The 24,491-nt window shown below is 73.5% G+C and carries 25 protein-coding genes; 17 read left to right on the forward strand and 8 right to left on the reverse strand.

Features of this window, described 5'->3' with window-relative positions:
- The first annotated feature begins 22 nt into the window (after window positions 1-22).
- Together BA175_RS18295 and BA175_RS18300 are read left to right on the forward strand one after the other, a co-directional pair.
- Window positions 23-991 carry a helix-turn-helix transcriptional regulator gene (locus tag BA175_RS18295; RefSeq protein ID WP_069172507.1) on the forward strand — a complete coding sequence of 323 codons (969 nt, stop codon included), beginning with the start codon at window positions 23-25 and terminating at the stop codon, window positions 989-991.
- 61 nt (window positions 992-1,052) lie between these two features.
- Complete coding sequence (locus BA175_RS18300) at window positions 1,053-1,601, forward strand: DUF4240 domain-containing protein (protein WP_069172508.1); 549 nt, start codon at window positions 1,053-1,055, stop codon at window positions 1,599-1,601.
- Here BA175_RS18300 and BA175_RS18305 read toward each other — a convergent pair.
- The gene (locus tag BA175_RS18305) at window positions 1,587-2,114 is read right to left on the reverse strand and encodes a GNAT family N-acetyltransferase (RefSeq protein ID WP_069173099.1); all 528 of its coding nucleotides are present in this window, start codon (window positions 2,112-2,114) and stop codon (window positions 1,587-1,589) included. The two genes, BA175_RS18300 and BA175_RS18305, sit on opposite strands and share 15 nt — an antisense overlap.
- A gap of 62 nt (window positions 2,115-2,176) precedes the next feature.
- On the opposite strand from BA175_RS18305, the gene BA175_RS18310 reads away from it, so the two are divergent.
- A complete protein-coding gene (locus BA175_RS18310) occupies window positions 2,177-3,076 on the forward strand; it encodes a TIGR01777 family oxidoreductase (RefSeq protein ID WP_069172509.1) in 900 nt (299 codons plus the stop codon).
- A 255-nt stretch (window positions 3,077-3,331) separates the two neighbouring features.
- Window positions 3,332-4,645: an NAD(P)/FAD-dependent oxidoreductase gene (locus tag BA175_RS18315; RefSeq protein ID WP_069172510.1), complete on the forward strand. Its 1,314-nt coding sequence runs from the start codon at window positions 3,332-3,334 to the stop codon at window positions 4,643-4,645.
- Window positions 4,646-4,661: 16 nt separating this feature from the next.
- Here the strand turns inward: BA175_RS18315 and BA175_RS18320 are convergent, their stop codons facing one another.
- On the reverse strand, window positions 4,662-6,314 hold the full coding sequence (locus tag BA175_RS18320; RefSeq protein ID WP_069172511.1) for a regulator: 1,653 nt from the start codon (window positions 6,312-6,314) through the stop codon (window positions 4,662-4,664).
- A 379-nt stretch (window positions 6,315-6,693) separates the two neighbouring features.
- Here BA175_RS18320 and lipB point away from each other — a divergent pair, with 379 nt between their 5' ends.
- The 4 genes from lipB to BA175_RS18340 all read left to right on the forward strand — a co-directional run bounded on the left by lipB (window position 6,694) and on the right by BA175_RS18340 (window position 9,987).
- On the forward strand, window positions 6,694-7,515 hold the full coding sequence (gene lipB, locus BA175_RS18325; protein WP_069172512.1) for a lipoyl(octanoyl) transferase LipB: 822 nt from the start codon (window positions 6,694-6,696) through the stop codon (window positions 7,513-7,515).
- Window positions 7,516-7,789: 274 nt separating this feature from the next.
- Window positions 7,790-8,779, forward strand: coding sequence for a lipoyl synthase (gene lipA / locus BA175_RS18330; RefSeq protein ID WP_069172513.1), 990 nt, complete (start codon window positions 7,790-7,792; stop codon window positions 8,777-8,779).
- A 269-nt stretch (window positions 8,780-9,048) separates the two neighbouring features.
- Window positions 9,049-9,249, forward strand: a complete 201-nt coding sequence (locus tag BA175_RS18335; RefSeq protein WP_069172514.1) for an SCO2195 family GlnR-regulated protein — start codon at window positions 9,049-9,051, stop codon at window positions 9,247-9,249.
- Between the two features lie 30 nt (window positions 9,250-9,279).
- Entirely contained in the window at window positions 9,280-9,987 is a 708-nt protein-coding gene (locus tag BA175_RS18340; RefSeq protein ID WP_069172515.1) for a DUF4191 domain-containing protein, read from the forward strand.
- A 242-nt stretch (window positions 9,988-10,229) separates the two neighbouring features.
- On the opposite strand, the gene BA175_RS18345 is transcribed toward BA175_RS18340, so the two are convergent.
- Entirely contained in the window at window positions 10,230-10,697 is a 468-nt protein-coding gene (locus BA175_RS18345) for an RDD family protein (protein WP_079159667.1), read from the reverse strand.
- A 219-nt stretch (window positions 10,698-10,916) separates the two neighbouring features.
- On the opposite strand from BA175_RS18345, the gene glnA reads away from it, so the two are divergent.
- Window positions 10,917-12,326 (forward strand): type I glutamate--ammonia ligase, encoded by a 1,410-nt coding sequence (gene glnA / locus BA175_RS18350; RefSeq protein ID WP_069172517.1) that lies wholly within the window; start codon window positions 10,917-10,919, stop codon window positions 12,324-12,326.
- Window positions 12,327-12,632: 306 nt separating this feature from the next.
- Here the strand turns inward: glnA and BA175_RS18355 are convergent, their stop codons facing one another.
- Together BA175_RS18355 and BA175_RS18360 are read right to left on the reverse strand one after the other, a co-directional pair.
- A complete protein-coding gene (locus tag BA175_RS18355; RefSeq protein ID WP_069172518.1) occupies window positions 12,633-13,067 on the reverse strand; it encodes a VOC family protein in 435 nt (144 codons plus the stop codon).
- Between the two features lie 317 nt (window positions 13,068-13,384).
- Window positions 13,385-13,654: a hypothetical protein gene (locus BA175_RS18360; protein WP_069172519.1), complete on the reverse strand. Its 270-nt coding sequence runs from the start codon at window positions 13,652-13,654 to the stop codon at window positions 13,385-13,387.
- Between the two features lie 119 nt (window positions 13,655-13,773).
- Here BA175_RS18360 and BA175_RS18365 point away from each other — a divergent pair, with 119 nt between their 5' ends.
- Window positions 13,774-14,133 carry an arsenate reductase family protein gene (locus tag BA175_RS18365; RefSeq protein ID WP_069172520.1) on the forward strand — a complete coding sequence of 120 codons (360 nt, stop codon included), beginning with the start codon at window positions 13,774-13,776 and terminating at the stop codon, window positions 14,131-14,133.
- Here BA175_RS18365 and BA175_RS18370 read toward each other — a convergent pair.
- The gene (locus BA175_RS18370; RefSeq protein WP_069172521.1) at window positions 14,063-14,986 is read right to left on the reverse strand and encodes an alpha/beta fold hydrolase; all 924 of its coding nucleotides are present in this window, start codon (window positions 14,984-14,986) and stop codon (window positions 14,063-14,065) included. The two genes, BA175_RS18365 and BA175_RS18370, sit on opposite strands and share 71 nt — an antisense overlap.
- A gap of 50 nt (window positions 14,987-15,036) precedes the next feature.
- Between BA175_RS18370 and BA175_RS18375 the strand changes: the two genes are divergently transcribed.
- On the forward strand, window positions 15,037-15,513 hold the full coding sequence (locus BA175_RS18375; protein ID WP_069172522.1) for a MarR family winged helix-turn-helix transcriptional regulator: 477 nt from the start codon (window positions 15,037-15,039) through the stop codon (window positions 15,511-15,513).
- Window positions 15,514-15,622: 109 nt separating this feature from the next.
- Here the strand turns inward: BA175_RS18375 and BA175_RS18380 are convergent, their stop codons facing one another.
- Window positions 15,623-16,573 (reverse strand): Gfo/Idh/MocA family protein, encoded by a 951-nt coding sequence (locus BA175_RS18380; RefSeq protein WP_438947339.1) that lies wholly within the window; start codon window positions 16,571-16,573, stop codon window positions 15,623-15,625.
- Window positions 16,574-16,818: 245 nt separating this feature from the next.
- On the opposite strand from BA175_RS18380, the gene glnII reads away from it, so the two are divergent.
- The 6 genes from glnII (at window position 16,819) to BA175_RS18415 (ending at window position 23,908) form a co-directional block, all read left to right on the forward strand.
- Complete coding sequence (gene glnII, locus BA175_RS18385) at window positions 16,819-17,853, forward strand: glutamine synthetase (protein ID WP_069172524.1); 1,035 nt, start codon at window positions 16,819-16,821, stop codon at window positions 17,851-17,853.
- A gap of 342 nt (window positions 17,854-18,195) precedes the next feature.
- A complete protein-coding gene (locus tag BA175_RS18395; protein ID WP_069172526.1) occupies window positions 18,196-18,792 on the forward strand; it encodes a winged helix-turn-helix domain-containing protein in 597 nt (198 codons plus the stop codon).
- A gap of 229 nt (window positions 18,793-19,021) precedes the next feature.
- On the forward strand, window positions 19,022-20,299 hold the full coding sequence (locus tag BA175_RS18400; protein ID WP_069172527.1) for a sensor histidine kinase: 1,278 nt from the start codon (window positions 19,022-19,024) through the stop codon (window positions 20,297-20,299).
- Window positions 20,284-20,931: a LuxR C-terminal-related transcriptional regulator gene (locus BA175_RS18405; protein ID WP_069172528.1), complete on the forward strand. Its 648-nt coding sequence runs from the start codon at window positions 20,284-20,286 to the stop codon at window positions 20,929-20,931. Before BA175_RS18400 ends, BA175_RS18405 begins: the two co-directional genes overlap by 16 nt.
- A 128-nt stretch (window positions 20,932-21,059) precedes the next feature.
- Window positions 21,060-23,132 carry a hypothetical protein gene (locus BA175_RS18410; RefSeq protein WP_438947340.1) on the forward strand — a complete coding sequence of 691 codons (2,073 nt, stop codon included), beginning with the start codon at window positions 21,060-21,062 and terminating at the stop codon, window positions 23,130-23,132.
- A gap of 41 nt (window positions 23,133-23,173) precedes the next feature.
- Window positions 23,174-23,908 carry a TetR/AcrR family transcriptional regulator gene (locus BA175_RS18415; protein ID WP_069172529.1) on the forward strand — a complete coding sequence of 245 codons (735 nt, stop codon included), beginning with the start codon at window positions 23,174-23,176 and terminating at the stop codon, window positions 23,906-23,908.
- A 137-nt stretch (window positions 23,909-24,045) separates the two neighbouring features.
- Here BA175_RS18415 and BA175_RS18420 read toward each other — a convergent pair whose 3' ends face one another.
- Window positions 24,046-24,396 (reverse strand): 5-carboxymethyl-2-hydroxymuconate Delta-isomerase, encoded by a 351-nt coding sequence (locus tag BA175_RS18420; RefSeq protein ID WP_069172530.1) that lies wholly within the window; start codon window positions 24,394-24,396, stop codon window positions 24,046-24,048.
- Window positions 24,397-24,491: the final 95 nt, after the last annotated feature.

Consider the following 24,491-nt stretch of genomic DNA (forward strand, 5'->3'; position numbering starts at 1 on the left):
TCCCGGGCCGCACAATGGCTCCATGCGCGCTGCCCGGCTCATCAAGATGGTGCTGCTCCTCCAGTCCCGCCCCGCCATGACCGCCGCCGAACTGGCGACGGAGCTGGAGGTGTCGGAGCGCACCGTGACCCGGGACGCCCAGGCGCTCTCCGAGGCGGGCGTGCCCGTCTACGCGGACCGCGGCCGGGTCGGCGGATACCGGCTCGTCGGCGGGTACCGGACCCGGCTCACCGGGCTGGCCCGGCACGAGGCCGAAGCCCTGTTCCTTTCCGGGCTGCCCTCCGCCCTGCGCGAGATGGGGCTCGACGACGCCGCATCCGCCGCCCGGCTGAAGGTCTCGGCCGCCCTGCTCCCCTCCCTCAGCGACGCCTCGCGGACCGCCGCCCAGCGCTTCCACCTGGACGCCCCCGGCTGGTTCCAGGAGCCGGAGACACCCGACCTGCTGCCCGCCGTCGCCGAGGCGGTGTGGGACGACCGGATCGTCACGGCCCGCTACCACCGCGGCCCCAGGGGAGAGGTGGAGCGGGAGCTGTGCCCGTACGGGCTCGTACTGAAGGCAGGGGTGTGGTACCTCTGCGCCCGGGCCGGCGAGGACGTCCGGGTGTACCGCATCGACCGGTTCACGGCGGTCGCCGTGTCCGGGACCCGCTTCACCCGGGACGAGACCTTCGACCTGCCCCGCTTCTGGGAGGAGCGGGCGGCGCAGTTCGCCCGCTCGATCCTGCGGACCGAGGTGACGGTGCGGCTGACCGGTGCGGGCGTGCGGCAGCTGCCGCACGCCGTGGACCGGGCGGCTGCCGAGGAGGCGCTCGCGGCGGCCGGGGCGCCCGACGCGGAGGGGTGGCTGACGGTGACTCTGGCGGTCGAGTCCCTGGAGGTCGCGTACGGCCGGCTGCTCGCCCTCGGACCCGAGTTGGAGGTCCTGGCACCGGCCGCCCTGCGCGAACTCTTCGCCGATGCCGCCGAACGCCTGCGCGACCTCTATCGCTGAAGGCTTCAATTCGGTGTCTCCGCGTGCGTCGCCCGCCGCCAGGGCAGATGCTGGACCCGTGATGGACGAAACGGAGTTCTGGGAGATCATCGACAGCACCCGCGAGGCCGCCGACGGCGACCCCGAGGACCACGCCGACCTGCTGGTGGAACGACTGGCCCGGCTCGACCCCGACTCCGTGCTGGACTTCTCCCGGCACTTCGAGGCGCGCTACAACCGTGCGTACCACTGGGACCTGTGGGGTGCGGCCGCCGTGCTGCTCGGCGGGGCGGGCGACGACGCGTTCGACTACTTCCGCTGCTGGCTGATCGGTCAGGGCAGGGAGGTCTTCGAGGGCGCCGTCCAGGATCCCGACAGCCTGGCCGAACTGCTGGACGACTTCGACGAGGAGATCGACGGGGACGGCGAGGAACTCGGCTACGCCGCCGACGAGGCGTACGAGCAGCTCACCGGGGCGGTCTCCCCGGACCTGGGCCTGCCGCCCGCGCCCGCGCAACCCGCGGGGACGCCCTTCGCCGTCGAGGACGAGGACGCGCTGGCGGAACGCCTCCCCGCGCTCTGGGAGCGCTTCGGCGCGGACGAGGACGGGCACCGGTCAGGCCGTGAGTGAACGCCCCATCAGGACGTCGTCGACGTAGCTGCCGCCCAGGAAGAACTCGCCGGGAAGGACCCCCTCGACGGTGAACCCCTCGGAGGCGTAGAGGGCGCGTGCGGGCGTGTTGTGACCGAGCACGCGCAGCGTGATCCGGCCGGCCCCCTGCCGCCGCGCCTCGGCGTAGGAGGCGCGCAGCAGCGCGCGGGCCACGCCGTGCCCCCGCGCCCAGTCGGCCACGGCGAGCCCCTGTATCTGCCGGACGTGCGCGTTGCAGGCGAGGGGTGTGGGGGCGGCCAGTCGCAGGTACCCGGCGATGCGCTCCTCGCCCGCCCCGGTGGCGGCCTCGGCGACGAGGTAGTCCTGCGGCCGGTGCCGGTCATCGAAGAACGGCTCGTAGGGAGGCTGCGGCCTCGGCTGGACGGCGTGCAGGGTCGACCAGGTGGCCCGGTCGAGTTCGCCGAGGGCCCTCCCGTCGGCGGCTGCGGCGGGACGGACGGGGAGGAGGGCGCGGAACGTCGGCTCGGACATGCCGGCCACTGTGCCATGCCGGGTTCCGCGTACGGCACGCTCCATGGGGCAGGATGGACGCCATGCCTCACTCCCGTATCGCCGTCACCGGATCGACCGGCCTCATCGGGGCGGCGCTCGTGCGCTCGCTGCGGGCCGACGGACACGAGGTGGTGCGGCTCGTGCGGCGCCCCGCCGCGACCGGTGACGAGGTGGAGTGGGACCCGCGGCGGAGTTACGTCGACACGGCGGGCCTGGTCGGCTGCGACGCCGTCGTCCACCTCGCCGGCGCCGGGGTCGGCGACCGCCGCTGGACCGAGGCGTACAAGCGGGAGATCCGGGACAGCCGGGTGCTCGGCACCGCGGCGATCGCCGAGGCCGTGGCCTCCCTCGACACCCCGCCGAAGGTGCTGGTCTCCGGGTCCGCGATCGGTTACTACGGCGACACCGGAGACCGCGCGGTCGACGAGAGCGCGCCGCCCGGCGAGGGGTTCCTGCCGTCCGTGTGCGTGGAGTGGGAGGAGGCCGCCGCTCCTGCCGAGGAGGCGGGCGTCCGCACGGTGTTCGCCCGGACCGGACTGGTCGTGGCCCAGGAGGGCGGGGCGTGGGGGCGCCTCTTCCCGTTGTTCCGGGCGGGTCTCGGCGGGCGGCTGGGGAACGGGCGGCAGTACTGGAGCTTCATCGCCCTGCACGACCACATCGCGGCGATGCGGCACCTCCTGGACACGGAGAGCCTCGCGGGTCCGGTGAACCTGACCGGCCCCTCCCCCGTCACCAACGGCGAGGTGACGGCCGCGATGGGACGGGTCCTGCGCCGCCCGACGCTGTTCACCGTCCCGGCACCCGCGCTGCGGATCGCACTCGGCGGCTTCGCCGAGGACGTCCTGGGCAGTCAGCGGGTGCTGCCCGGCCAACTTCTCGACTCGGGCTTCACGTTCGCCTTCCCCGGCATCGACGCCGCCATCCGCGCCGCCCTGCGCTGAGAGCGGCCGCGCCGGCGGCACTGCCGGTCCGCCCCGGCCGCGGAGCGGCGCAGGTCAGCTGCCGCCCGCCGTGGCGCCGGCCGCCGGCCCGGCGCTCCCCGCCGGGCCGCGTGCGACCCCGTGCACCGGTGCCCGGGGTGCGTGCGACTGTTCCGGCATCGGCCATCCGCCTAGCTTCGATCCGAACCGGTGCGTTCCGGGGGCCTGTTGAGGGCAGTAGCCCCCCAGCAGTCGCGCCGAATCGGGGAGGGGCTCGTGCTCACGGCACACACGGCACACCATGCGGACGTGGTCATCATCGGGGCCGGGATCGCCGGCCTGTCAGCGGCCCGGCGGCTGACCGACGCGGGACTGGAGGTCAGCGTCCTGGAGGCCGCCCCGGACGTCGGTGGCCGCATGGCCACCCGGGAGGTGGACGGTTTCCTGCTCGACGACCTGGGACCCCTGCTCAGCTCCGCCTACCCGGAGCTGAGCGGCGCACCGGGACCGGACGGGCCGGTCCTGCGCGACTTCGCGCCGGGGGTGCTGGTCCACAGCGGGGGTCGCCTGTACCGCGCCGGGGACGTACGGAGCGCGAAGGGCGCACTCAAGGCGGTGCGCTCCCGGCCGGGCGCCCCCACGGCCCCGCTGGGCGGGACCGTCGAGCAGGCCAGGCTCGGCGCCTGGCTCGCCAGACTCGCCGCCACTCCCACCGAGCGGATACTGGCCCGCCCGGACCGCCTCGCGCTCCCCGCCCTGGCCGCCCGCGGCCTCCCGCCGCGTACGGTCGGCGGCTTTCTGCGCCCGCTGCTCTCGGCGATGCTCGGCGATCCCACGCTGGCCACGTCGAGCCGCTGCGCCGACCTCACCCTGCGCAGCTACGCCCGCGGCGGGCTCTGCGTGCCGGCGGGCGGCTCGGTGACGCTGCCGCGGCTGCTGGCAGCCGCTCTGCCGCCGGGGACCGTCCGTACCGGGGTCCACGTCACGGCGGCCGACATCACGTCCGTACGCACCAAGGAACACGGCGAGCTGGGCTGCCGGGCCCTGCTGCTGGCCACCGGAGCGGGTGCCGCCGCGGAACTGCTGCCCGGCCTGCGGACGCCGGAGTTCCATCCGGTGACCGTCCTGCACCACACGGCGCCCGCCGCCCCGCCGACCGGTTCCCGATTGGTGCTGGACGCGGACCGCTCCGGCCCGGTCGCGCACACCGCCGTGATGAGCGCGGTCGACCCCTCGCGCGCCCCGCGGGGCCGGACACTGATCACCTCCACGGTGCTGGGCCCCCCGCCGGCCGATCTCGACCGCACGGTCCGGGCCCACCTCGCCCGGCTGTACGCCGTGCCCACGCACGACTGGGAGCTGCTGACGGCCCGCCACGAGCCCGAAGGGTCTCCCGCGATGCCGCCCCCGCACGATCTGCGGCGCCCGGTGCGGGTGCTCGACGGGCTCTACGTCTGCGGCGACCACCGCGACACGAGCACGGTCCAGGGCGCCCTGCACTCCGGCCGGCGCGCGGCCTCGGCGATCCTCGCGGACCTGGGGGTGCGACAGGGCCCGGAGGACGGGACGGCGCTGCCCGCCGCCGCGTGACGTCCGGCCGGCCCGGTCAGCCGAGCGCGGCGACGCGGTCGCGGTAGCCGCGTACGGCGACGGCGTCGCGGTACGGCTCCAGGCGGCGCTCGAAGTCCCGTACGTACTCCGTCGCGCGCGCCGACCTCATCTCCGACGCCTGCTGGGCCGCCTCGGCGCCCAGCAGGCAGGCCTGTTCCAGCTCGCCGAGGCCGAGCCGTGCGCAGGCGAGCACCACCCGGCAGAACAGCCTGCTGCGGGCGTACGCCGGAGCGCGCAGCTGGAGCGACCGCTCGGCGTGCTGCGCGGCGGCGCGGTACTGCTGGAGGTCGCGGTGGCAGTGGGCGGACTCGTCGGCGAGCTGGGCCTCGTCGAAGGAGCGCGCCCAGTGGGGCACGTCGTCACCGGGCCGGACGGCCTCCAGCGCGCGTTCCGCCCGTACGAGCGCGGCCCCGCAGGCACGCGTCTCGCCCAGAACCCCGTGGCCGCGCGCCTCGACGGCGTGCAGGAGGGCCATGACCACGGGCGGGGCCGAGGAGCCGATGCCCTGCTGGGCGACGCGGGTGAGCTGGACGGCCTCCCGGCCGTGCCCGAGGTAGACGGCCTGCCTGCTCATGGTGACCAGGACGTAGGCGCCGTAGGCCCGGTCGCCCGCGGCCTGTGCGAGCCGCAGGGCCTGGACGAAGTAGCGCTGGGCGAGCCCGTGTGCGGCGATGTCGTACGAGGTCCAGCCCGCCAGCCTGGTGAGGTCGGCCACCGCCGAGAACAGCCGGCGGCCCAGCGCCTCGCCGTAGCTCCCGCGCAGCATGGGTTCGGCCTCGTGCTCGAGATACCTGACGAGGGCCTGGCGGGCGTGGCCGCCGCCGTAGGTGTCGTCCAGCGTGCGGAAGAGCTGGCCCACCGAGCGCAGGGCGGCGACGTCGCCGCTGCCGACGCGCTGGCCCGGACCGCGGCCGGTCTGCCGCTGGCGCGGGACGCCGGGGGGCGGCGCGCCGGGTGCAGGTGGGCGGGGGTGGCCGGGTCCGCGGGCTGCGGCCCGGCCACCGGGGACGCCGACTCCGTGCGCCGTCGTCCCGGGAGCGTGCAGCGTGCCGGTCCCTGCGGCGGCGTGGGGGCCGGTGCTGCGCTGCGGGCCGTCCGGCCGGAAGCCGTGAGGTGCCCGCGGGCCGCCCGCCTCGACGGGGGCGCGCGGGGCGGGCAGTACGGCGGCCGCCTCCGCCTGCGACGCCGGGTCCACGCGCCCGACCCGGTCGTCGGCCCGCCCGATGAGCCAGTCCCGGCTGGGCACCACGAGACCGGCCGGGGTGAAGGCGATCTTGCGCAGCTCCGCGTGGCTGCCCGAGTCCTTGCGCCACAGGCCGCTGACGATGTCGACGGCCTCGGCGGGCGTGGCCGCGAACTCCAGGCCGGCGTAGACGGGCGCGCAGGCGTCCAGGCCGAGGTCCTGCGTGGAGAGCCGGCGTCCGAGGCGCCGGGTGAAGACCTCGGCGATCAGCGCCGGTGTGGTGCCCCGGGGCTGCTGTCCGCGCAGCCAGCGGGTGACCGAGGTCTTGTCGTACCGCAGGTCCAGGCCGTGTTCGAGGCCGAGCTGATCCACGCGGCGGGCCAGACCCGCGTGGGAGAAACCGGCTTCCGCGATGAGCGCAGCGAGCCGCCGGTTGGGGGCGCGCTGCGGAGGTCGTTCCGACATCAGCTGTACGGTCTCCTGCCTTCGGGGCCCGGCGGGCAGCCCTTGTGACTCCTCCCCCTCGTGGGCGAGGGGGCTTCTCGCTACGCCTGGTCGGCGTCGCGACGGACCAGCCCGGCCCGTAAACACGGCACGGCGCGAATTTAGCGGCCCGGGTGCCGGCGCCGACGAGGTCCGCTCCACCTTCATCCGATCGTGTGAGGATTGTGCGCATCGCTGACGGTCGGCCCGGCACGCCGTGCCCGGCCCCTGGCCCGCGCCCTGCCGGACGCCTCACGGCGGACCGGTCGTACAGTTGCCGGGGGCGCACATCAGTGCAGGGTGACGTGGCTCCGGGGACACCCCCCGGCCTCCCGGCACCGCGAGTAGGGAGGCACCCGAAGTGAGTGAGCTGCGGTTTGTCCGTCTGGGGTTCGGCGCGGACGCGGTCGACTACGAGGAGGCCTGGCAGAAGCAGCGCGAGGTGCACGCCGCCCGGTTCGAGGACACCGTCCCCGACACCTGCCTGCTCCTCGAGCACCCGCCCGTCTACACCGCGGGGCGGCGCACGACCGACAGCGAGCGGCCGCTGGACGGCACCCCGGTCATCGACGTCGACCGGGGCGGGAAGATCACCTGGCACGGTCCCGGCCAGCTCGTCGGCTACCCGATCCAGAAGCTGCCGCGCCCGGTCGACGTCGTCGCGCACGTGCGGCGGCTGGAGGACGCCCTGATCCGTACGGCCGCCGACTTCGGCCTGGAGACCTCCCGGGTCGAGGGCCGCAGCGGTGTCTGGGTGCTCGGCGACCCGGTCGACGAGCGCCCCTCTCCGGGCGGGCTCTCCCTGGACTTCGACCCCCGGCTGCACGACGAGGAGTTCGACCCCCGCCTGAACGGCCCGGAGTACGCGCCGTCCAACGCCGGTCAGCGCCGCGAGGACCGCAAGCTCGCCGCGATCGGCATCCGGGTCGCCAAGGGCGTGACCATGCACGGTTTCGCGCTCAACGTGAACCCGGACAACACGTGGTTCGACAGGATCGTGCCGTGCGGCATCAGGGATGCGGGGGTCACCTCGCTCTCCTACGAGCTGGGCCGTGAGATCACGATCGAGCAGGTGCTCCCGGTCGCCGAGAAGCACCTGCGGGACGTCCTGGAGAACGCCGACCTCGCCCCCCGTGTCGTCGCGCCGAAGGAACCGGCCGCCGAGGGCGTGTTCCGAACGTAGCGTCGTCTGCCCGGAGGGCAGGCCCGGCGGCGTCCGGTGCGTGCGATCGCACGGCGGAGGGTCGTCCCGATACCGGTGTATCGGGACGACCCCGACAACGCCGCGAGGGCGCGTGCCGGACGCCGCCGGGCAGGCGGGACTTCGGGACACACCCTCGGCGTAGGGAATAGGCCCCGTCGGCCACAGGTTGGCCAGACGCAAGGCCGTTCTAACCACGGGCGTACCCTGGTGTTCGCCGAAGAATCCAATGCAGCGAAAGCAAAGGGGTGCCGGAGTGTCCGGTGTCGCACCCGACGGGCGCAAGATGCTGCGCCTGGAGGTCCGAAACAGCCAGACCCCCATCGAGCGCAAGCCCGAGTGGATCAAAACCCGGGCGAAGATGGGCCCCGAGTACACGAAGATGCAGAAGCTCGTGAAGGGCGAGGGTCTGCACACCGTGTGCCAGGAGGCCGGTTGTCCGAACATCTACGAATGCTGGGAGGACCGCGAGGCCACCTTCCTCATCGGCGGCGACCAGTGCACCCGGCGCTGCGACTTCTGCCAGATCGACACGGGCAAGCCGCAGGCGCTGGACCGTGACGAGCCGCGCCGTGTGGGCGAGTCCGTCGTGACGATGGACCTGAACTACGCCACCATCACCGGCGTCGCACGCGACGACCTGGAGGACGGCGGCGCCTGGCTGTACGCGGAGACCGTGCGCCAGATCCACGCGCAGACCGCGGAGCGGGAGGGCGGCGCCACGAAGGTGGAGCTGCTGATCCCCGACTTCAACGCGGACCCGGCGCAGCTCGCGGAGGTCTTCTCCTCGCGCCCCCAGGTGCTCGCGCACAACGTCGAGACGGTCCCGCGGATCTTCAAGCGGATCCGCCCCGGCTTCCGTTACGAGCGGTCCCTGGACGTCATCACGCGGGCCCGGGAGGCCGGCCTGATCACGAAGTCCAACCTGATCCTCGGCATGGGCGAGACGCGCGAGGAGGTCAGCGAGGCGCTCCAGGACCTGTACGACGCGGGCTGCGAGCTCATCACGATCACCCAGTACCTGCGCCCCTCCCCGCGGCACCACCCGGTCGAACGCTGGGTCAAGCCCCACGAGTTCGTGGAGATGAAGGAGGAGGCCGAGGCCATCGGCTACTCCGGCGTGATGTCCGGTCCGCTGGTGCGGTCCTCCTACCGCGCCGGGCGCCTCTTCCAGCAGGCGATGGAGCGCCGGGGAGAGACCTCCGGCACGCTCGCCGGAGCCCCCGCGGGCACTCCCGCCGTGTGAATCCGCGCACAAGAGGCTACCGCGAGTAACCCGCGCTCCGGCACGGCCCGTACGCTCCCCGCCAGGTCGGAGCCCCGTATGGGCCGCGTCGGCGTGCGCGGCGCCGATATCAGGGTTTCATTGGTGTTTGACCGACCGGTCATGCACTGGTAACACCGAGCAGTGACCCTAGGTGCACGGACGGCAGCGGCCCTCCGGCCGCTGCGGGTCCGCTTCCCGCTACCCGTGCGCACCCGGTGCGCGCATCCGCTCCGAGGGGGAACATCCACATGCAGGCCGCACCGGTTCGCGCCCAGGCGATCCCGTCCGTCACCACCGCACTCCGCGCCGTCGAGTCGCTGCTGCTGAGCAGCGGCCAGCGCACCGCCCGCCGGAACGCCTGGACGGCTGTCCTGGAGGACCGCCGCCGGGCCAAGGACCGCGTGGAGGCCGAGCACGTCCTGGACGCCGTGGCCGCCCACCGTTCCTAGGTCACTCCGGGGCCACGTAAACTTCGCTGCATGGCGAGGAAGGCACACACTGAAGGCGCGGACAGCGCCGAGAACGCGGGGCGGCTCAAGCAGATCGCCCTGACCTACAAGATGACCAGGCGGACCGACCCCAAGATCGGTCTTGTCGTCGCGGGTGTGGGAATCGTCACCTTCGGCGTCCTCCTCGCGATCGGCTTCCTGATCGGGCACCCGGTCTACGCGGGCATCCTGGGCTTCGTCCTGGCTTTCCTCGCAATGGCGATCATCTTCGGGCGGCGTGCCGAGCGCGCGGCCTTCGGGCAGATGGAAGGGCAGCCGGGCGCCGCCGCGGCCGTGCTGGACCGGGTGGGCCGTGGCTGGACCACGACGCCGGCGGTGGCGATGAACCGCAGCCAGGACGTCGTCCACCGGGCCGTCGGCAAGGCGGGCATCGTGCTGGTCGCGGAGGGCAACCCCAACCGGGTGAAGAGCCTGCTGGCCGCCGAGAAGAAGCGGATGGCCCGCATCGTGGTGGACGTGCCGGTGCACGACATCATCGTCGGTGACGGTGAGGGCCAGGTGCCGCTGAAGAAGGTGCGCACCACGATGCTGAAGCTCCCCCGGGTCCTGACCGGCCCCCAGGTCACGGCGGCCAACGACCGGCTGCGGGCGATGGGCGACCTGATGAGCAACATGCCGCTGCCGAAGGGGCCGATGCCGAAGGGCATGCGGATGCCGCGCGGCGGAAAGATGCGCTGAGGCGGGTACCCCGCGCATACGTGAGGGCGGCCCCGGACGATCTGTCCGGGGCCGCCCTCACGTATGCGCGCCGTCCACCGTATGCACGCCGTCCCGCGTGCTGTCGTGGCCGCGTGCGGAGGCCGACGGGCCGCCGCGTGACCCGGTCCGGCCCCTGTGTACGCCGCGGCACGTGCAGCCGTCCGGTGCCTTGCCCGCGTGCCCGGGGAGCCCGCCGCTCCAAGCAGGTGCGGCGGTGTACGTCAGATGCGCACCTGGACGGCGTGGGCCAGCCGGTCGTGCAGGCCGCGGCTGTCGCGGTCCCAGACAAGGGCCGGGATCACCAGGAGCAGCAGGACGGTCCGCAGGACGACCCGCACGGTGCCGAGCCGTCCGCCGTCCTCGGCGACGACCCGCAGGCCCATGATCCGCTTGCCCGGGGTGGAGCCGACGGTTCCGACCGTGAGCAGGCTCAGTACGAGGAAGACGCCGAGCGCCCAGTTCCCGGCCGACTGCTGGTCACCCCGAGCGATCAGCCCGTATGCGATCAGCATGCAGGCGGCCCAGTCGATGAAGACGGCCCCGAAGCGGCGGCCGAGCGGAGCCACCGACCCCGGACCCTCCCGGGGCAGACCGAGGCGCTCACCCCGGTATCCGAAGTCGGCGCCCATCTCTTCGGCCGCCGCGCGCGGGCCGGAGAGCCACGATCCGATTGCTTGCCTGTTGTCCACCCGTCCACGGTACTGCGCCCATGTTTGCGCCTGAACGCGCGGGGCACCGGACACGTCGCTGAGGTGCCACCGACCCCCGGCCCGGTTAACTTGGGCGAAACAAATGGGTCACGCCGGAGAAATCCCGGCTGCCTATGGTCGGGCCCGGTGGGCCACCGCACTGGCCGCACGACGAGCTGCAACCCCGCCCTTTCCCGGGTCGGGAGTAGGAGGAGTTGGATGTTCCAGAACGCCGACGAAGTGCAGAAGTACATCGCCGACAACGACGTCAAGTTCATCGACGTCCGTTTCTGCGACCTGCCGGGTGTGATGCAGCACTTCACGATCCCGGCGGCGACCTTCGACCCGGCCGAGGAACTGGCTTTCGACGGCTCGTCGATCCGCGGCTTCCAGGCCATCCACGAGTCCGACATGGCGCTCCGCGCCGACCTGTCGACGGCCCGTGTCGACCCCTTCCGCCGCGACAAGACGGTCAACGTCAACTTCTTCATCCACGACCCGATCACCGGCGAGCAGTACAGCCGTGACCCGCGGAACGTGGCCAAGAAGGCCGAGGCGTACCTCGCCTCGACCGGCATCGCGGACACCGCGTACTTCGGCCCCGAGGCCGAGTTCTACGTCTTCGACAACGTCCGCTTCCAGACGTCGGCGAACGAGAGCTTCTACCACATCGACTCCGAGGCGGGTGCCTGGAACACCGGTGCGGTCGAGAACAACCGGGGTTACAAGGTCCGCTACAAGGGCGGTTACTTCCCGACCCCGCCGGTCGACCACTTCGCCGACCTGCGCGCGGAGATCTCCCTGGAGCTGGACAAGAACGGCCTGCAGGTCGAGCGCCAGCACCACGAGGTCGGCACCGCCGGCCAGGCGGAGATCAACTACAAGTTCAACACGCTGCTCGCCGCGGCCGACGACCTGATGCTCTTCAAGTACATCGTGAAGAACGTCGCCTGGCGCAACGGCAAGACCGCGACCTTCATGCCGAAGCCGATCTTCGGCGACAACGGCTCGGGCATGCACGTCCACCAGTCCCTGTGGTCCGGCGGCTCCCCGCTGTTCTACGACGAGCAGGGCTACGCGGGCCTCTCGGACATGGCGCGCTACTACATCGGCGGCATCCTGAAGCACGCCCCGTCGCTGCTGGCCTTCACCAACCCGACGGTGAACTCCTACCACCGCCTGGTCCCGGGGTTCGAGGCGCCGGTCAACATGGTGTACTCGCAGCGCAACCGCTCCGCCGCGATGCGCATCCCGATCACGGGATCCAACCCGAAGGCGAAGCGCGTCGAGTTCCGCGCCCCGGACCCGTCCTCCAACCCGTACCTGGCGTTCTCGGCCCTCCTGATGGCCGGCCTGGACGGCGTGAAGAACAAGATCGAGCCGCCGGAGCCGATCGACAAGGACCTGTACGAGCTGGCCCCCGAGGAGCACGCCGGTGTCCAGCAGGTCCCGACCTCGCTCCCGGCCGTTCTCGACGCCCTGGAGCAGGACCACGAGTACCTCCAGGCAGGCGGCGTGTTCACGCCCGACCTGATCGAGACGTGGATCGACTACAAGCGAACGAACGAGATCGCCCCGATCCAGCTGCGCCCGCACCCGCACGAGTTCGAGCTGTACTTCGACCTCTAGGACGTGTTTCGAAAGTAGCGTCGTCTGCCCGAAGGGCAGGCCCGGCGGCGTCCGGTACGTGCGATCGCACGGCGGAGGGTCGCCTCGATACCGGTGTATCGGGGCGATCCCGACAACGCCGCGAGGGCGCGTGCCAGGCGTCCCCAACCTCACGGGTCAGTACACCTAGGACGTCCGCATGAGGGCCGCCACCCCGGGCCGGGGTGGCGGCCCTCGTCGGTAGGGACGGCGTCTGCGGGCCCCGGGCCCGGGATCCGGCCGGCCCTCAGGCGTCGGTGTGCCGCCCGCCTCGCGCCCGTCCGCCCCTCACGCGTGGCCCGCGCCGACGCAGAACTCGTTGCCCTCCGGGTCGGCCATCAGGACGTGGTGTCCGTCGAAACTCTCCAGGACGGTCCCGCCCGCCCGCGCCAGGCGTTCGGACTCCGCCCTGATCCGTGCCCATCGCTCCTCGGGACTGCCGTGTCCGGCCACCCGGACGTCGATGTGAAGCCGGTTCTTCGCCGTCTTGGGCTCGGGGACCTTGAGGATGCAGAGGCGCGGGCCGACGCCGTCGGGATCACAGAGCCACGCGCCGTCGTCCACGGAGTCGCCCTCCGGCAGGTCGAACTGCGCGAACCACTCCGCGCGTGTGGCGAAGGGGGCGGGCGGGGGCTCGTCGACGTAGCCCAGAGCCGTCTTCCAGAAGGCGGCGAGAACCTGCGTGTCCGCGCTGTCGAGTGTCAGATCGATCACCGTTGTCATCGAGCGACCGTACTGCGCACCTCTGACATCGATGCCGCCACCCGGGTTCCGGTGGGACGCGCGCGGCGCCGCCACGCGTCCCGGCCCGACTGCCTCGCTGGCGGCCTCGGCCCGACGGCGGGTGAGCCCCACTCCCGTCCCCGGTTCCCGCAGCGGTGACGGCGGCGCGCGCTGCCATCGGTGAACTCCCCCTCACGTCGTACGCGGCGGGCCGGGCGGAGGTGGCCGTCCTCGGACCGCTGACGCTCGGGACCGGGCCGCGCGGAACCGGGACCGCCTGTGCCCCCGGCGCGGTCGCGGGGCACAGGCGGCGCGGGTCAGCGGCCGTAGCGGATCAGGGCACGGACCATGCGGCAGGTAATGTCGGACGGCGGGTGGATGGCAAGGCGGTCTGCGGTCGCGCGGATCCTGGCGTTGTCGGCGGTCGAGGGCTGGTAGACGCCCGTGTCGAGCAGGGCGATCGCCAGGCGCATGGCCTTGAGACGGCGGTTGTGGGAGACGTACCACTCGCGGGGCCGGCCCGCGGGGAGCGGCTTCTTCTTCAGGGGCGTGTTGAGCGGCTCGGTCGTGACTGCGGCAACGGCCATCGGCAACCTCCTGGCACGGTGGTGGAACCCTCACGAACTCCCTCCATTTTACTGCCCCCCACTGACAATCGCCCCTGGCCAGGGGCCATTTCGGGAGTCCCTCCCGTACCCTGGGCCCCATGGAGATCTGGATCAATCCCGCCTGCTCGAAGTGCCGCGGCGCGATGGACCTGCTGGACGCCGAGGGCGCCGAGTACACCGTCCGCCGCTACCTGGAGGACGTGCCGTCGGCCGACGAGATCCGCGACGTCCTGGACCGGCTGGGCCTCGAGCCGTGGGACATCACCCGGACCCAGGAGGCGGAGGCGAAGGAACTGGGGGTCGGGGAGTGGCCCAGGGAAGCCGGTTCGCGTGAGCGGTGGATCACGGCCCTCTGCGCGCACCCGAAGCTGATCCAGCGGCCGATCATCACCGCTCAGGACGGGAGCGCCGTGGTGGCACGGACGGACGAGGCGGTCCGGGACGCACTGGCTCGGTGAGGAAGTCCTCCATGTGACGGGCGAGTTCCGCCGCCTCCGGGGAGTGCAGCGGCAGTGAGTGGTGCGTGGCGTCCAGGGTCGCGGTCCCGGCGTGCGCGAGCAGCCGTTCCGCCGTGGCGGCGACGCGTGCGGCGTCGTGCGCCCGGCCGCGCCGCGCCGTCAGGACGAGCGTGGGTACCTCGAGTCCTCGCAGGGCCTCGGCCGAGGGACGCGGGCCGGTGACCGGGCGGGCGGCGGGGAAGCGCACAGCGGCGTCCCGCAGCCGGGCCCAGGCCGGGTCGAACTCCGCGCCACCCGTCTCCCAGGCCAGGAAGGCGCGGGTACGCCGCTCCGTCGGGCGCAGCAGCATCGGCAGGGCGTGCAGCAGGTAGCCGGGGCGGAAGCCGGCGAAGCACCCGGTCGGGTCCACCAGGACGAGCCGTCCGACGCGCCGGGGGGCGTGCAGGGCGTGTCGGAGGGCGATCCAGGCGCCGTACGAGTGGCCGCAGAGGGCGGCGCTGCCGACGCCCAGCGCGTCCAGTACCGCGTCGAGCCAGTGCGTGAGGTCGGCCGCCGTGCGGACCGGACGCTCCCCCACCGTGCTGCGGCCCGGTTCGCCGACGACGTCGACGGCGTGGACGCGGTGGGTACGGGCGAGGCGGGCGGCCTGGGCGAACCACACCGTGGAGGTGGCGCCGCCGCCGGGCAGCAGGAACAGGGGCGGGGCGTCCTCGGGGCCGCAGCTGTTGAGGTGGGTGGTGCCGTACGGGGTGGAAATGACGGTCGGGGTGGTCGTGGCGGGCCAGTGGTGGGCCAGGACGTCGTCGTAGGCGGCGTGGAAACGGCGTAGGTCCTCGGGATCCGGTGTGCGCATGTGTACCTCCCGCCCTCATATTATCTCGCTGAGCGAGGTAATATGAGGGCGTGAGCACAGCGGGCGGTTCTCCGGCGGACGGGGGCGCGGAGCTGGAGACCGTTCATCTCCTGCGCCGGGTGACGATCGAATTCGGTCTTCGGCAGGCGGAGTTCGCAGCCCTCCACGGCATGCACCCCACGGACGTACGGGCCTTGATCTGTCTGCTCGACGCCGCCCGGGCGGGCACCCCGGCGACCGCCGGCCGGCTAGGGGCGCAGCTCGGTCTCAACAGTGCGGGGACGACAGCCCTCATCGACCGGCTGGAGCGCCTGGGTCATGTCACCCGCAGCCGCGACGAGCGCGACCGCCGCCAGGTGCTGCTCACGGTGGACGCGCGGGCCGTGGAGCTGGGGCAGGAGTTCTTCGGTCCCACCCTGGCCGGGATGGTGGAGCTGTTGCGGACCTTCGACGACCGCGAGGCGGCGGCCGTACGGCGGTTCCTGCGAGGGGCGTACGCGGCGCTCGCCGGGGCGTCCCTGGAATGAGACTGCTGTGGAGTCCGGGCCGCGGGCCTGCCGGAACTCCGGCCAACGGCTGCCCCGGCGGGCGACCGGGCGTCCTGCCCCGGCGGCGGTGCAGCGGTGGGCAGCGCGGTCAGGCCGCCGTCACCGGCCCCAGTTGCGCCTCGGCCTGGGCGAGCACCTCGGTGATCCGCAGCCCGAAGCGTACGTCGCAGGGGTGCGCCACCCCCGTGCGCGCCGCGTCGATCAGCGCGTCCACGGCCGCCCCGAACGCCCCCGGCGCGTCCCCGCCGCCCGTGGGAAGCGCCGCCGCCCCCCGCTCCCCCCGGAATTCGACCTCCGTACCCACCGCGCCCACCGGCGCGTCCAGGGCGAGCGTCACCGTGCTGGAGGCTCCGGAAGTGTGCCGGAGCACGAGATGCGTCGCATCGGCCGGTCCCCGGGCGGCCACCACCTCCGTCACCTCCCCCAGGACCGGGATCAGGACGGAGAGCGCGTGCGGGCCCACGTCCCACAGGCCGCCCTTCTCGCGGCGCCACGGCGACGCGGCGAACTCACTGCTGGCACCGGGGGCGTACAGCGCTCCGAGCCACAGGGCGCGGGCGGTGAACCAGCCGCCTGCGGCCGCCTGTTCGGCGATCCATCCGGCCGTGCCCCCGGCGAACCGCAACGTGCAGAAGACCACGGAGGCGACCGACGCACGCTCGGCGGCCTCGGCGACCTCGCGGGCCGCCGCCACGGTCGTGGCGACCGGCTTGTCCATCAGGAGGTGGCATCCGGCGGCCGCGGCACGCGCGGCGAGGGGTGCCTGGACGTCCGGCGGCACCGCGAAGGCCACCGCGTCGCTCGCCTCCAGCAGCGCGCCGATGCCCGCGTCGCCCGTGTAGGCCCGGGAGCCGTGGGCGGCGGCCAGCGCGTCCGCCGCTTCGGGCCGGCGGCCCCAGACCCCGCTCAGTACGACGCCCGGGTGGGCGGCGAGCGCGGGGGCCTGGGTCATGCGTGCCCAGGGGCCGGCGCCGACGAGTCCGATCCGCATCGGGGTACGGGGGTCCGGTCCGGGCGTGGGTGCGGCAGGTGGGGTCATGCCGCCAGTGTGCCCGCCCCCCCGCCACCGCATGACTCCCGCCGGACCGTGCCCGCGGTCCAGCAGGGGGGCGGACCGTATCCGGTGCGGCGGTGGTGGGAGGCCGACGGGCGGCGGGCAGGTGCGACCGGGACATCCCGGGGAAACTCTCGGTAACGCGGGGTTCACATCAGGGCAACGGACGGGAAATCGCGTCTTGCCACACTGCGCACCATGGACCGCAGCACCCCAGAAGGATGGCTTCCGTGACGTTCAAGGCTGAGTACATCTGGATCGACGGCACCGAGCCGACCGCCAAGCTCCGTTCCAAGACGAAGATCATGGCCGGGAGCCCCTCGCAGGCCGTGGCGGAGCTGCCCGTCTGGGGCTTCGACGGTTCGAGCACCAACCAGGCCGAGGGCCACGCCTCCGACCGGGTCCTGAAGCCGGTCTTCTCCTGTCCGGACCCGATCCGCGGCGGCGACGACATCCTCGTCCTGTGCGAGGTCTTCGACATCGACATGACGCCGCACGAGTCCAACACCCGTGCCGGACTGCGCCCGGTCGCCGAGCGGTTCGAGAGCCAGGAAGCGATATTCGGCATCGAGCAGGAGTACACCTTCTTCGACGGCCACCGCCCGCTCGGCTTCCCCGAGGGCGGCTTCCCGGCCGCACAGGGCGGTTACTACTGCGGGGTGGGCTCGGACGAGATCTTCGGCCGTCAGATCGTCGAGAAGCACCTGGACAACTGCCTGAAGGCGGGCCTGGGCATCTCCGGCATCAACGCCGAGGTCATGCCCGGACAGTGGGAGTTCCAGGTGGGCCCGCTGTCCCCGCTGGAGGTCTCCGACCAGCTGTGGATCGCCCGCTGGCTGCTGTACCGCACCGCCGAGGACTTCGACGTCTCCGCGACGCTGGACCCGAAGCCCGTCAAGGGCGACTGGAACGGCGCGGGCGCGCACACCAACTTCTCCACGAAGGCGATGCGCGAGGGCTACGACGCGATCATCACGGCGTGCGAGTCGCTCGGCGAGGGCTCGAAGCCGATGGACCACGTCAAGCACTACGGCGCCGGTATCGACGACCGTCTGACCGGTCTGCACGAGACCGCCCCGTGGAACGAGTACAGCTACGGCGTCTCCGACCGCGGCGCCTCCGTCCGCATCCCGTGGCAGGTCGAGCAGGACGGCAAGGGATACATCGAGGACCGCCGTCCGAACGCCAACGTCGACCCGTACGTCGTCACGCGGCTGATCGTCGACACCTGCTGCACCGCGCTGGAGAAGGCCGGCCAGGTCTGATCCCGCACGAGCCGACGGGGTGCCCACCGGACGACGGTCCGGCGGGCACCCCGTCGGCGTTCCCGGGGAGCTCCGGCTCCGGCCCACGTGTGGGCAGTTGGAAGAAGGGCTGCTGCCGGGCCGCGTCGTCTGCTTCAATGGGCACATGGCCGGCTTCCAGTACACCGCATCGGGTCACAGCGACCTCGAGCCGTTCTGGCCCTCTCGTCAGCACCACGACTTCGACCGGGTGTGTTGCCGCGCGTGGAACGCGCAGGCCCTCTAAAGCCGCTCACCCCGGTCTTCGGCCCGCGCGCACGACGTACGTCCTCGACGACTCCTCGCGCGAAAGAGCTGACTCCCATGGCGAACAGCCGTACCCTCCCCGCCGCGTCCGGCGCGGCCACTACCTCCCGTACCTCCCTCTCCGCCGGCCGTCACCGGCTGCGGGCCGTCGACCGTGACGACGCCCCGGAGCCCGTGGGCGGGCAGGCGGTCCTCGGCTTCCTGCCGCCGGGGGCGACCTGGCTGCCCGCACCGCAGCACACAGTGCCGGCGCTGCCGGGCCGGCCGCCGATGGTGGGCTACCTGGTCCTCGTCCCGGCCGACCAGCAGCCGGCCCTCGCCTCCTCCGCGTACCGGCAGCCGGTACCGGAGCAGACCGCGGACGCTCCGGCGGAGGGCCCCGTACGCATCGACTCCACCCGGCGCACCGCCGTCGTCGACGGCGTCGCGCTCGACCTCACGTACCTCGAATTCGAGCTGCTGGCACACCTGGTGGCGCATCCGCACCGGGTGCACACCCGGGACCAGCTGGTCACGACCGTGTGGGGGTACGGGCACGTGGGCGACGGACGCACCGTGGACGTCCATGTCGCCCGGCTGCGCCGCAAGCTGGGCGCCGAGCACCGCCGGTCGATCCGGACCGTACGGCGCGTGGGCTACACGTACACGCCCTGACCTGCGGACGGGGCAGGGAGCTCCGGACCCCGGCGCCTCCCTGCCCGGTGCGCCCACGAGGGGGGAACGGCCCCGCGTCCCCGCCCGCCCGGGAGGCGGGGCGAGGCCGCGGGGGTGGTGCCAGGTACACCCCGGCCGGGTGGTGAACCGGCTGACGGGCGGACGGTCCCGCGGGTCAGACTGTGGGCCGGACGGGACCAGCCGGGTCCTGGCGAGGGAAGAAGACACCATGACCGCGACACGCGCGATACGGGGCCGCCTACGCGCCTCGCTGCTGGATGCCTGGCGGGCGTTCGGCCTCTCCTTCGTGAGCCTCGCGGGGTCGGTCACCCTCTTCGTCCTGTCGCTGCTCTCGATCACCCTGATCCTGCTGGGTGTGGGGCTGGTCACCACGCCGACGGTCCTGGCGGCGGTCCGCGAGCACGCGGAACTGCGCCGGAGGCTGGCGGCGGCCTGGTCGGACGTCCGCATCCCGGCCGCCTACCGGCCGTTCCCGCCGGACCTGCGCACCGGGTTCACCGGGCAGGTGGAGCGCACGACGCTGCTGCTGAAGGACCCGGCGACGTGGCGGGACCTGCGGTGGCTGCTGGTCGACATGACGGCCGGGTACGCACTGCTGGCCCTGACCTTCGCGCTGGTGGTGTTCCCGGTGGAGGGGCTCGCCGTGGCGGCGGGGCTCTGGCGGGCCTTCGGCGACGACCCGTACTGGTACGGGTTCGTCCCGGTGACCGGTCAGGCGAGCGCGCTGGCCGCCGGTGCCCTCGGGGCCGTGCTCCTCCTCCTCGCCCCGCGGACGACCCGGCCGCTTCTGAGACTGCACTTCGTACTCGCCCGGGCGGTACTCGCCCCCACCCACGAAGAGGAGCTCGCCCGGCGCATCGACCGGCTCACCGAGACCCGGTACGAGGCCGTGGACACGGCGGCCTCCGAACTCCGGCGTATCGAACGGGACCTGCACGACGGGGCACAGGCCCGGCTGGTCGCCATGGGCATGAACCTGGGCACCATCGAGGCCCTGGTGGAGAAGGACCCGGCGCAGGCGAAGAAGCTGCTGGCCATGGCCCGGGAGTCCTCCGCCGAGGCGCTCACCGAGCTGCGCGACCTCGTGCGGGGCATCCACCCGCCGGTCCTGGCCGAGCGCGGGCTCGGGGACGCGGTGAAGGCCCTGGCGCTGCGGCTGCCCCTCGCCACGGAGGTGTCGGTGGAACTTCCGGGGCGGGCCGAGGCGCCCGTCGAGTCGGCCGCGTACTTCGCCGTCAGCGAGGCCCTGACGAACGCCGTGAAGCACGCGGGCGCCGACCGCGTCTGGGTGGACATGCACCACGCCGACGGCATGCTGCGGGTCTCGGTCACGGACAACGGCAAGGGTGGTGCGGTCGTCGGAGCAGGTTCGGGACTGAGCGGAATCGAACGCCGACTGGGTACATTCGACGGCGTCCTGGCCGTCAGCAGCCCCGCAGGCGGTCCCACCATGGTGACCATGGAGATTCCGTGCGCGTTGTCCTAGCCGAAGATCTCTTCCTGCTCCGCGACGGCCTGGTGCGCATGCTCGAGGCCTACGACTTCGAGATAGCGGCAGCGGTGGAGACCGGGCCCGAACTGACCAGGGCCCTGGCCGAGCTGGAGCCGGACGTCGCCGTCGTCGACGTCCGGCTCCCGCCCTCCCACACGGACGAGGGCCTGCAGTGCGCGCTGGCCGCCCGGCGCGCCCGGCCCGGCCTCCCCGTGCTCGTGCTCTCCCAGCACGTGGAGCAGCTGTACGCGCGCGAGCTGCTGGCCGACGGCAACGGCGGCATCGGCTACCTGCTGAAGGACCGGGTGTTCGACGCGGACCAGTTCATCGACGCGGTGCGCCGGGTGGCGGCGGGCGGCACGGCGATGGACCCGCAGGTCATCTCGCAGTTGCTGTCCCGGCGGTCGCAGGACAGCCCGATGGCCGGGCTGACCCCCCGGGAGCGCGAGGTCATGGAGCTGATGGCCCAGGGCCGTTCGAACGGGGCGATCGCGTCGCAGATGGTCGTCACGGAGCGGGCGGTGGCGAAACACACCTCGAACATCTTCGGGAAGCTCGGCCTGCCGCCCTCGGACGACGACAACCGCCGGGTGCTCGCGGTGCTCGCCTACCTCGACCGGGGCTGACCGGGGCCGACCGGAGGAACCTTCCGAAGCCGGGGCGGAACCTTCCCGGGCGTGGGAGAGGGGCGAGGCGTGCGCGGTGCGCCCGAGCGCCGGGGTGACCATCGCATCATTCGCTCGTTCAGCTGAATGTGCCCTCACTGCGAGCAGTACCGTCGTCAGCCGGACGCCCCACCGAGGGCGGGGCCGGTGGGGAGCGGGCCGAGGCCGCGCTCATGGAGCACTACGCACGGCTCGTCAGGATCGGGTATCTCGTGCTGCCTCCCTCCCTCAGCCGCAACCGCCGGGTCCTGACCGCGCACTGGCTCGTCCAGCGGTCCCTGCGCGGGGCGCACCGCACGGAGCCGGAGACGGCCCTCGCACCGGGCTCGGTGACCCCGGAGGCCGGGGACGTCCCGGGCGCCTCCGCCGCCCGTGCGGAAGCCCCGGAAGCCCCGGAAGCCCTGGAGCCCCCCGAAGCGCTGGGATCCCTCGAATCCCCCGGCGTCCCCCCCGTCTCGGCCGACCTCGGGCGGGCCTACGCGTGTGCGCGGCTCCGGGTGGTGCGTGCCGCCCTGGATGCGGGGCTTCCGTTGCGCCGGTTCGCCCTGCCCCGCCGGGCGCAGCTCCCCCCTTGGCTGCCCCAGGTGTGGGGGCTGCGGCTGTTCCCGCACTCCTGCGGGGCGGAGGAACTGGCCCTGGAACAGGCCCTTGCCGAGGTCTCGGGCCCCTGCCGCGCCGCTCAGGTGCTGCGGGGGCTCGAAGGGCTCGGGGACCCGGAGGTGTGCCGGATCCTGGGCGCGGCGGGGGTGGCCGGCCCGGAGGCGGCGCTGCGGGAGGCCGACGCGCTCCCCGTCCCGCCCGGGCTCCTGTCCTCACCGGAGTTCGACGCGTGTTCGCTGCAGGTCAGGCCGACCGATCCGGCGCACCGCCGGCGGGTCGGGCGCACCCTCGCCGCCGGGTGTGCCGCGCTGCTGGTCTGCGGGACCCTGCTGTTGATGCCGGGCGACGGCCTCGGCGGCCCGCAGGCCGGCTCCGCCCCCCTCTACTCCCGTCATCCCGCCGCCGAACAGGCTCTGGATCCGGCGGCGTTGCACCGGGTGCCGGCCGGTGTCTGGCGCAGCTCGGCCCGTACCGACTTCACCGTCTGGCCCACGCGGGGCGACCGGGCCGGGGACACCCGGCTACTGGGGCGCGCCCTCGCGGCGTGGGCCCGCCCCGGTCCGGCGGTGGCCTCCTCGGCGGCCCCCGGGACGCCCGTCGGACCGCCGATGGGACCGCCGCAGCTGCTGTACGCGGGTGAGGCCGGCGGGGCGGCGGTGGTCCTGTTCCACGACGGGCTGCGCGTCGTGCGCTACACGGAGCCGCGCAACGCGGACCCGGCCGGGAGCGTCGCCCTCGACTTCGCCCGGGTGGACGGCGCGGACAGGGCGACCGCGAGCGCCCTGGTCGTGCAGCGGGGCGGCGGGATCCGCTTCCTCACCGCCCCGTGGGTGCGCGGGGCCGCCGTACGCGACCTGCTGGCACCGCACGCCCCGGCGCGGCCGCTGCGCCGGGACGCGCACGGGGTGACCGAGGCGTCGACCGGGCCGGGGAGTTCCGGCGCCTGCCGTTCCTGGCAGGCCCTGGAGGTGCGTGACGCGTCGGGGTCCCGGCTGCTGACGGACCTCGGCGAGCTCACGCCCGTCCGCCTCACCTCCGGAGCGCCGTCGGCCCCGCACGACGTCTCGGAGCCGGCCGACCGGGCGAGCTGGGCGCGCACCGCCTGTCTCCTGCCGGCGGTGCGCGCGCACGGGGTCCGGTCGGTGAACTCCTGGGCGTACGCGAGGCAGCGGCTCCCCGAGGGCGAGGGGGCCGCGCTGTGGCTCTGCACCCGGGCCGAGACGTGGCGGGGTACGGGGAGCAGGGTGCTGGCGCAGTTCCAGGCGCCGCCCGAGGTGTCGGGCGGCGTGCGGGCCCCGGCGGCGGTGGCGGCCCGTGCGGAGAACTCCCCCGACTGCGGGATACGCCGGCCGCGGGTCCTGGCGGGCGTGCTGTGGAGGTCGGACGGTGGGCGGTGGTACGTACTCGCCGCGGGATCACGGCAGTTCGTGTCCCTCTCGGCGACGGGCGGGGTCCGGGGCCGAGCGGACGGGCGGCTGCTCGCGGTGCCTGCCCGGGCCGGCGACCGGGCCCGGCTTGAGGGGCTCCTGGCGGACGGCAGACGGGTGCGGGCCCTGCGCTGACCTGGGCCCGGATGCCGGGCCCGTCCCGTTAGGCTGTCGGTATGACGACCGGTGTGCGGCGCAGGATGGGCGTCGACGAGCGCAGGCAGCAGTTGCTCGCCGTCGCGCTGGAGTTGTTCAGCCGCCGCTCGCCCGACGACGTGTCGATCGACGAGATAGCGGCCGCCGCCGGCATCTCGCGCCCGCTCGTCTACCACTACTTCCCGGGGAAGCAGAGTCTGTACGAGGCGGCACTGGCGCGGGCCGCCGACGAGCTGGCCGGCAGCTTCCTCGAGCCGCACGAAGGGCCTCTGGGAGGACGGCTGTTGCGGGTGATGGGCCGGTTCTTCGGCTTCGTCGAGGAGCACGGTCCGGGCTTCGCGGCGCTGCTGCGGGGCGGTCCGGCCGGCGGCTCCTCGACGGCCGACGCCCTGATCGACGGGGTGCGGCAGGCCGCGTACGCGCAGATCGTCGCGCACCTCGGGGTGGAGTCGCCGCCCGCCCGGCTGGAGCTGGTCGTGCGGTCCTGGATGTCGCTGGCGGAGTCGACGGCCCTGCTGTGGCTGGACGGGAAGCGCGTCCCGCGCGCCGAGCTGGAGTTGCAGCTGGTCCACGACTTCGCGGCGCTGGCCGCCGTGGGTGCCGCGTACGACCCGGAGACGGCGGAGATCGTGGTGCGGGTCCTCGCGCAGGAGCCGGCGGACGGGCCGTTCGGCGATCTGCTGGCGCGGCTCTCCGTGCTGGCGCCCGCCGTCCCGCAGCAGTTCCGTCCGCGGACGGAGCACGGCCTGCTCTAAGGGCGGGCCCGGAGCGCTTCCGGTGCGTGCGACCGCACGGCGGAGGGCCGACCCGGCACCGGAGGGACCGGGTGGGTCCGGACGACGCGGCGCGTGTGCGTGCCGGTCGCGGGCGGTCACGACTCCCAAATCGCGGCTCAGCTCTTGCGGTAGGACGGGTCCAGGTCGCGGGTCTCGGCCGAGGCGTGGACGGCGAGGTCACCGGTGGGCTTCAGGTGGGCGGCCAGCAGCTCCAGCACGGACTCGGTGAGCCGCTCCTTGACCTCGGGGGTGCGGCCCGCCAGGAGGCCGATGGAGACGTGCACGATCGCGTCCCCGGCCGGGGCGTCCCCGACGACGGACTCCTCGACCCGGCGGAAGCGGGTCTTGCAGCTGGGGACCTCGGTGGTCACGGTCTCGGCGACCAGCGGGTGCAGGGCGAGGGCGAAGCCGCGGCGGTCGAAGGCGTCGTCGAGCTCGGCGGAGTAGTCGACGGTGATCTGCGGCATCACGCGCTCCTGGGTGCGGGGTGGGGCGTCGGTCGGGTGTCGCGGCCCAGCTTTACGTGATCGGCACCGGCCGCACAAGGGAGTCCCGCGGTACG

The organism is Streptomyces griseus (assembly GCF_001715295.1).
Classification (GTDB): Bacteria; Actinomycetota; Actinomycetes; order Streptomycetales; family Streptomycetaceae; genus Streptomyces; species Streptomyces griseus_G.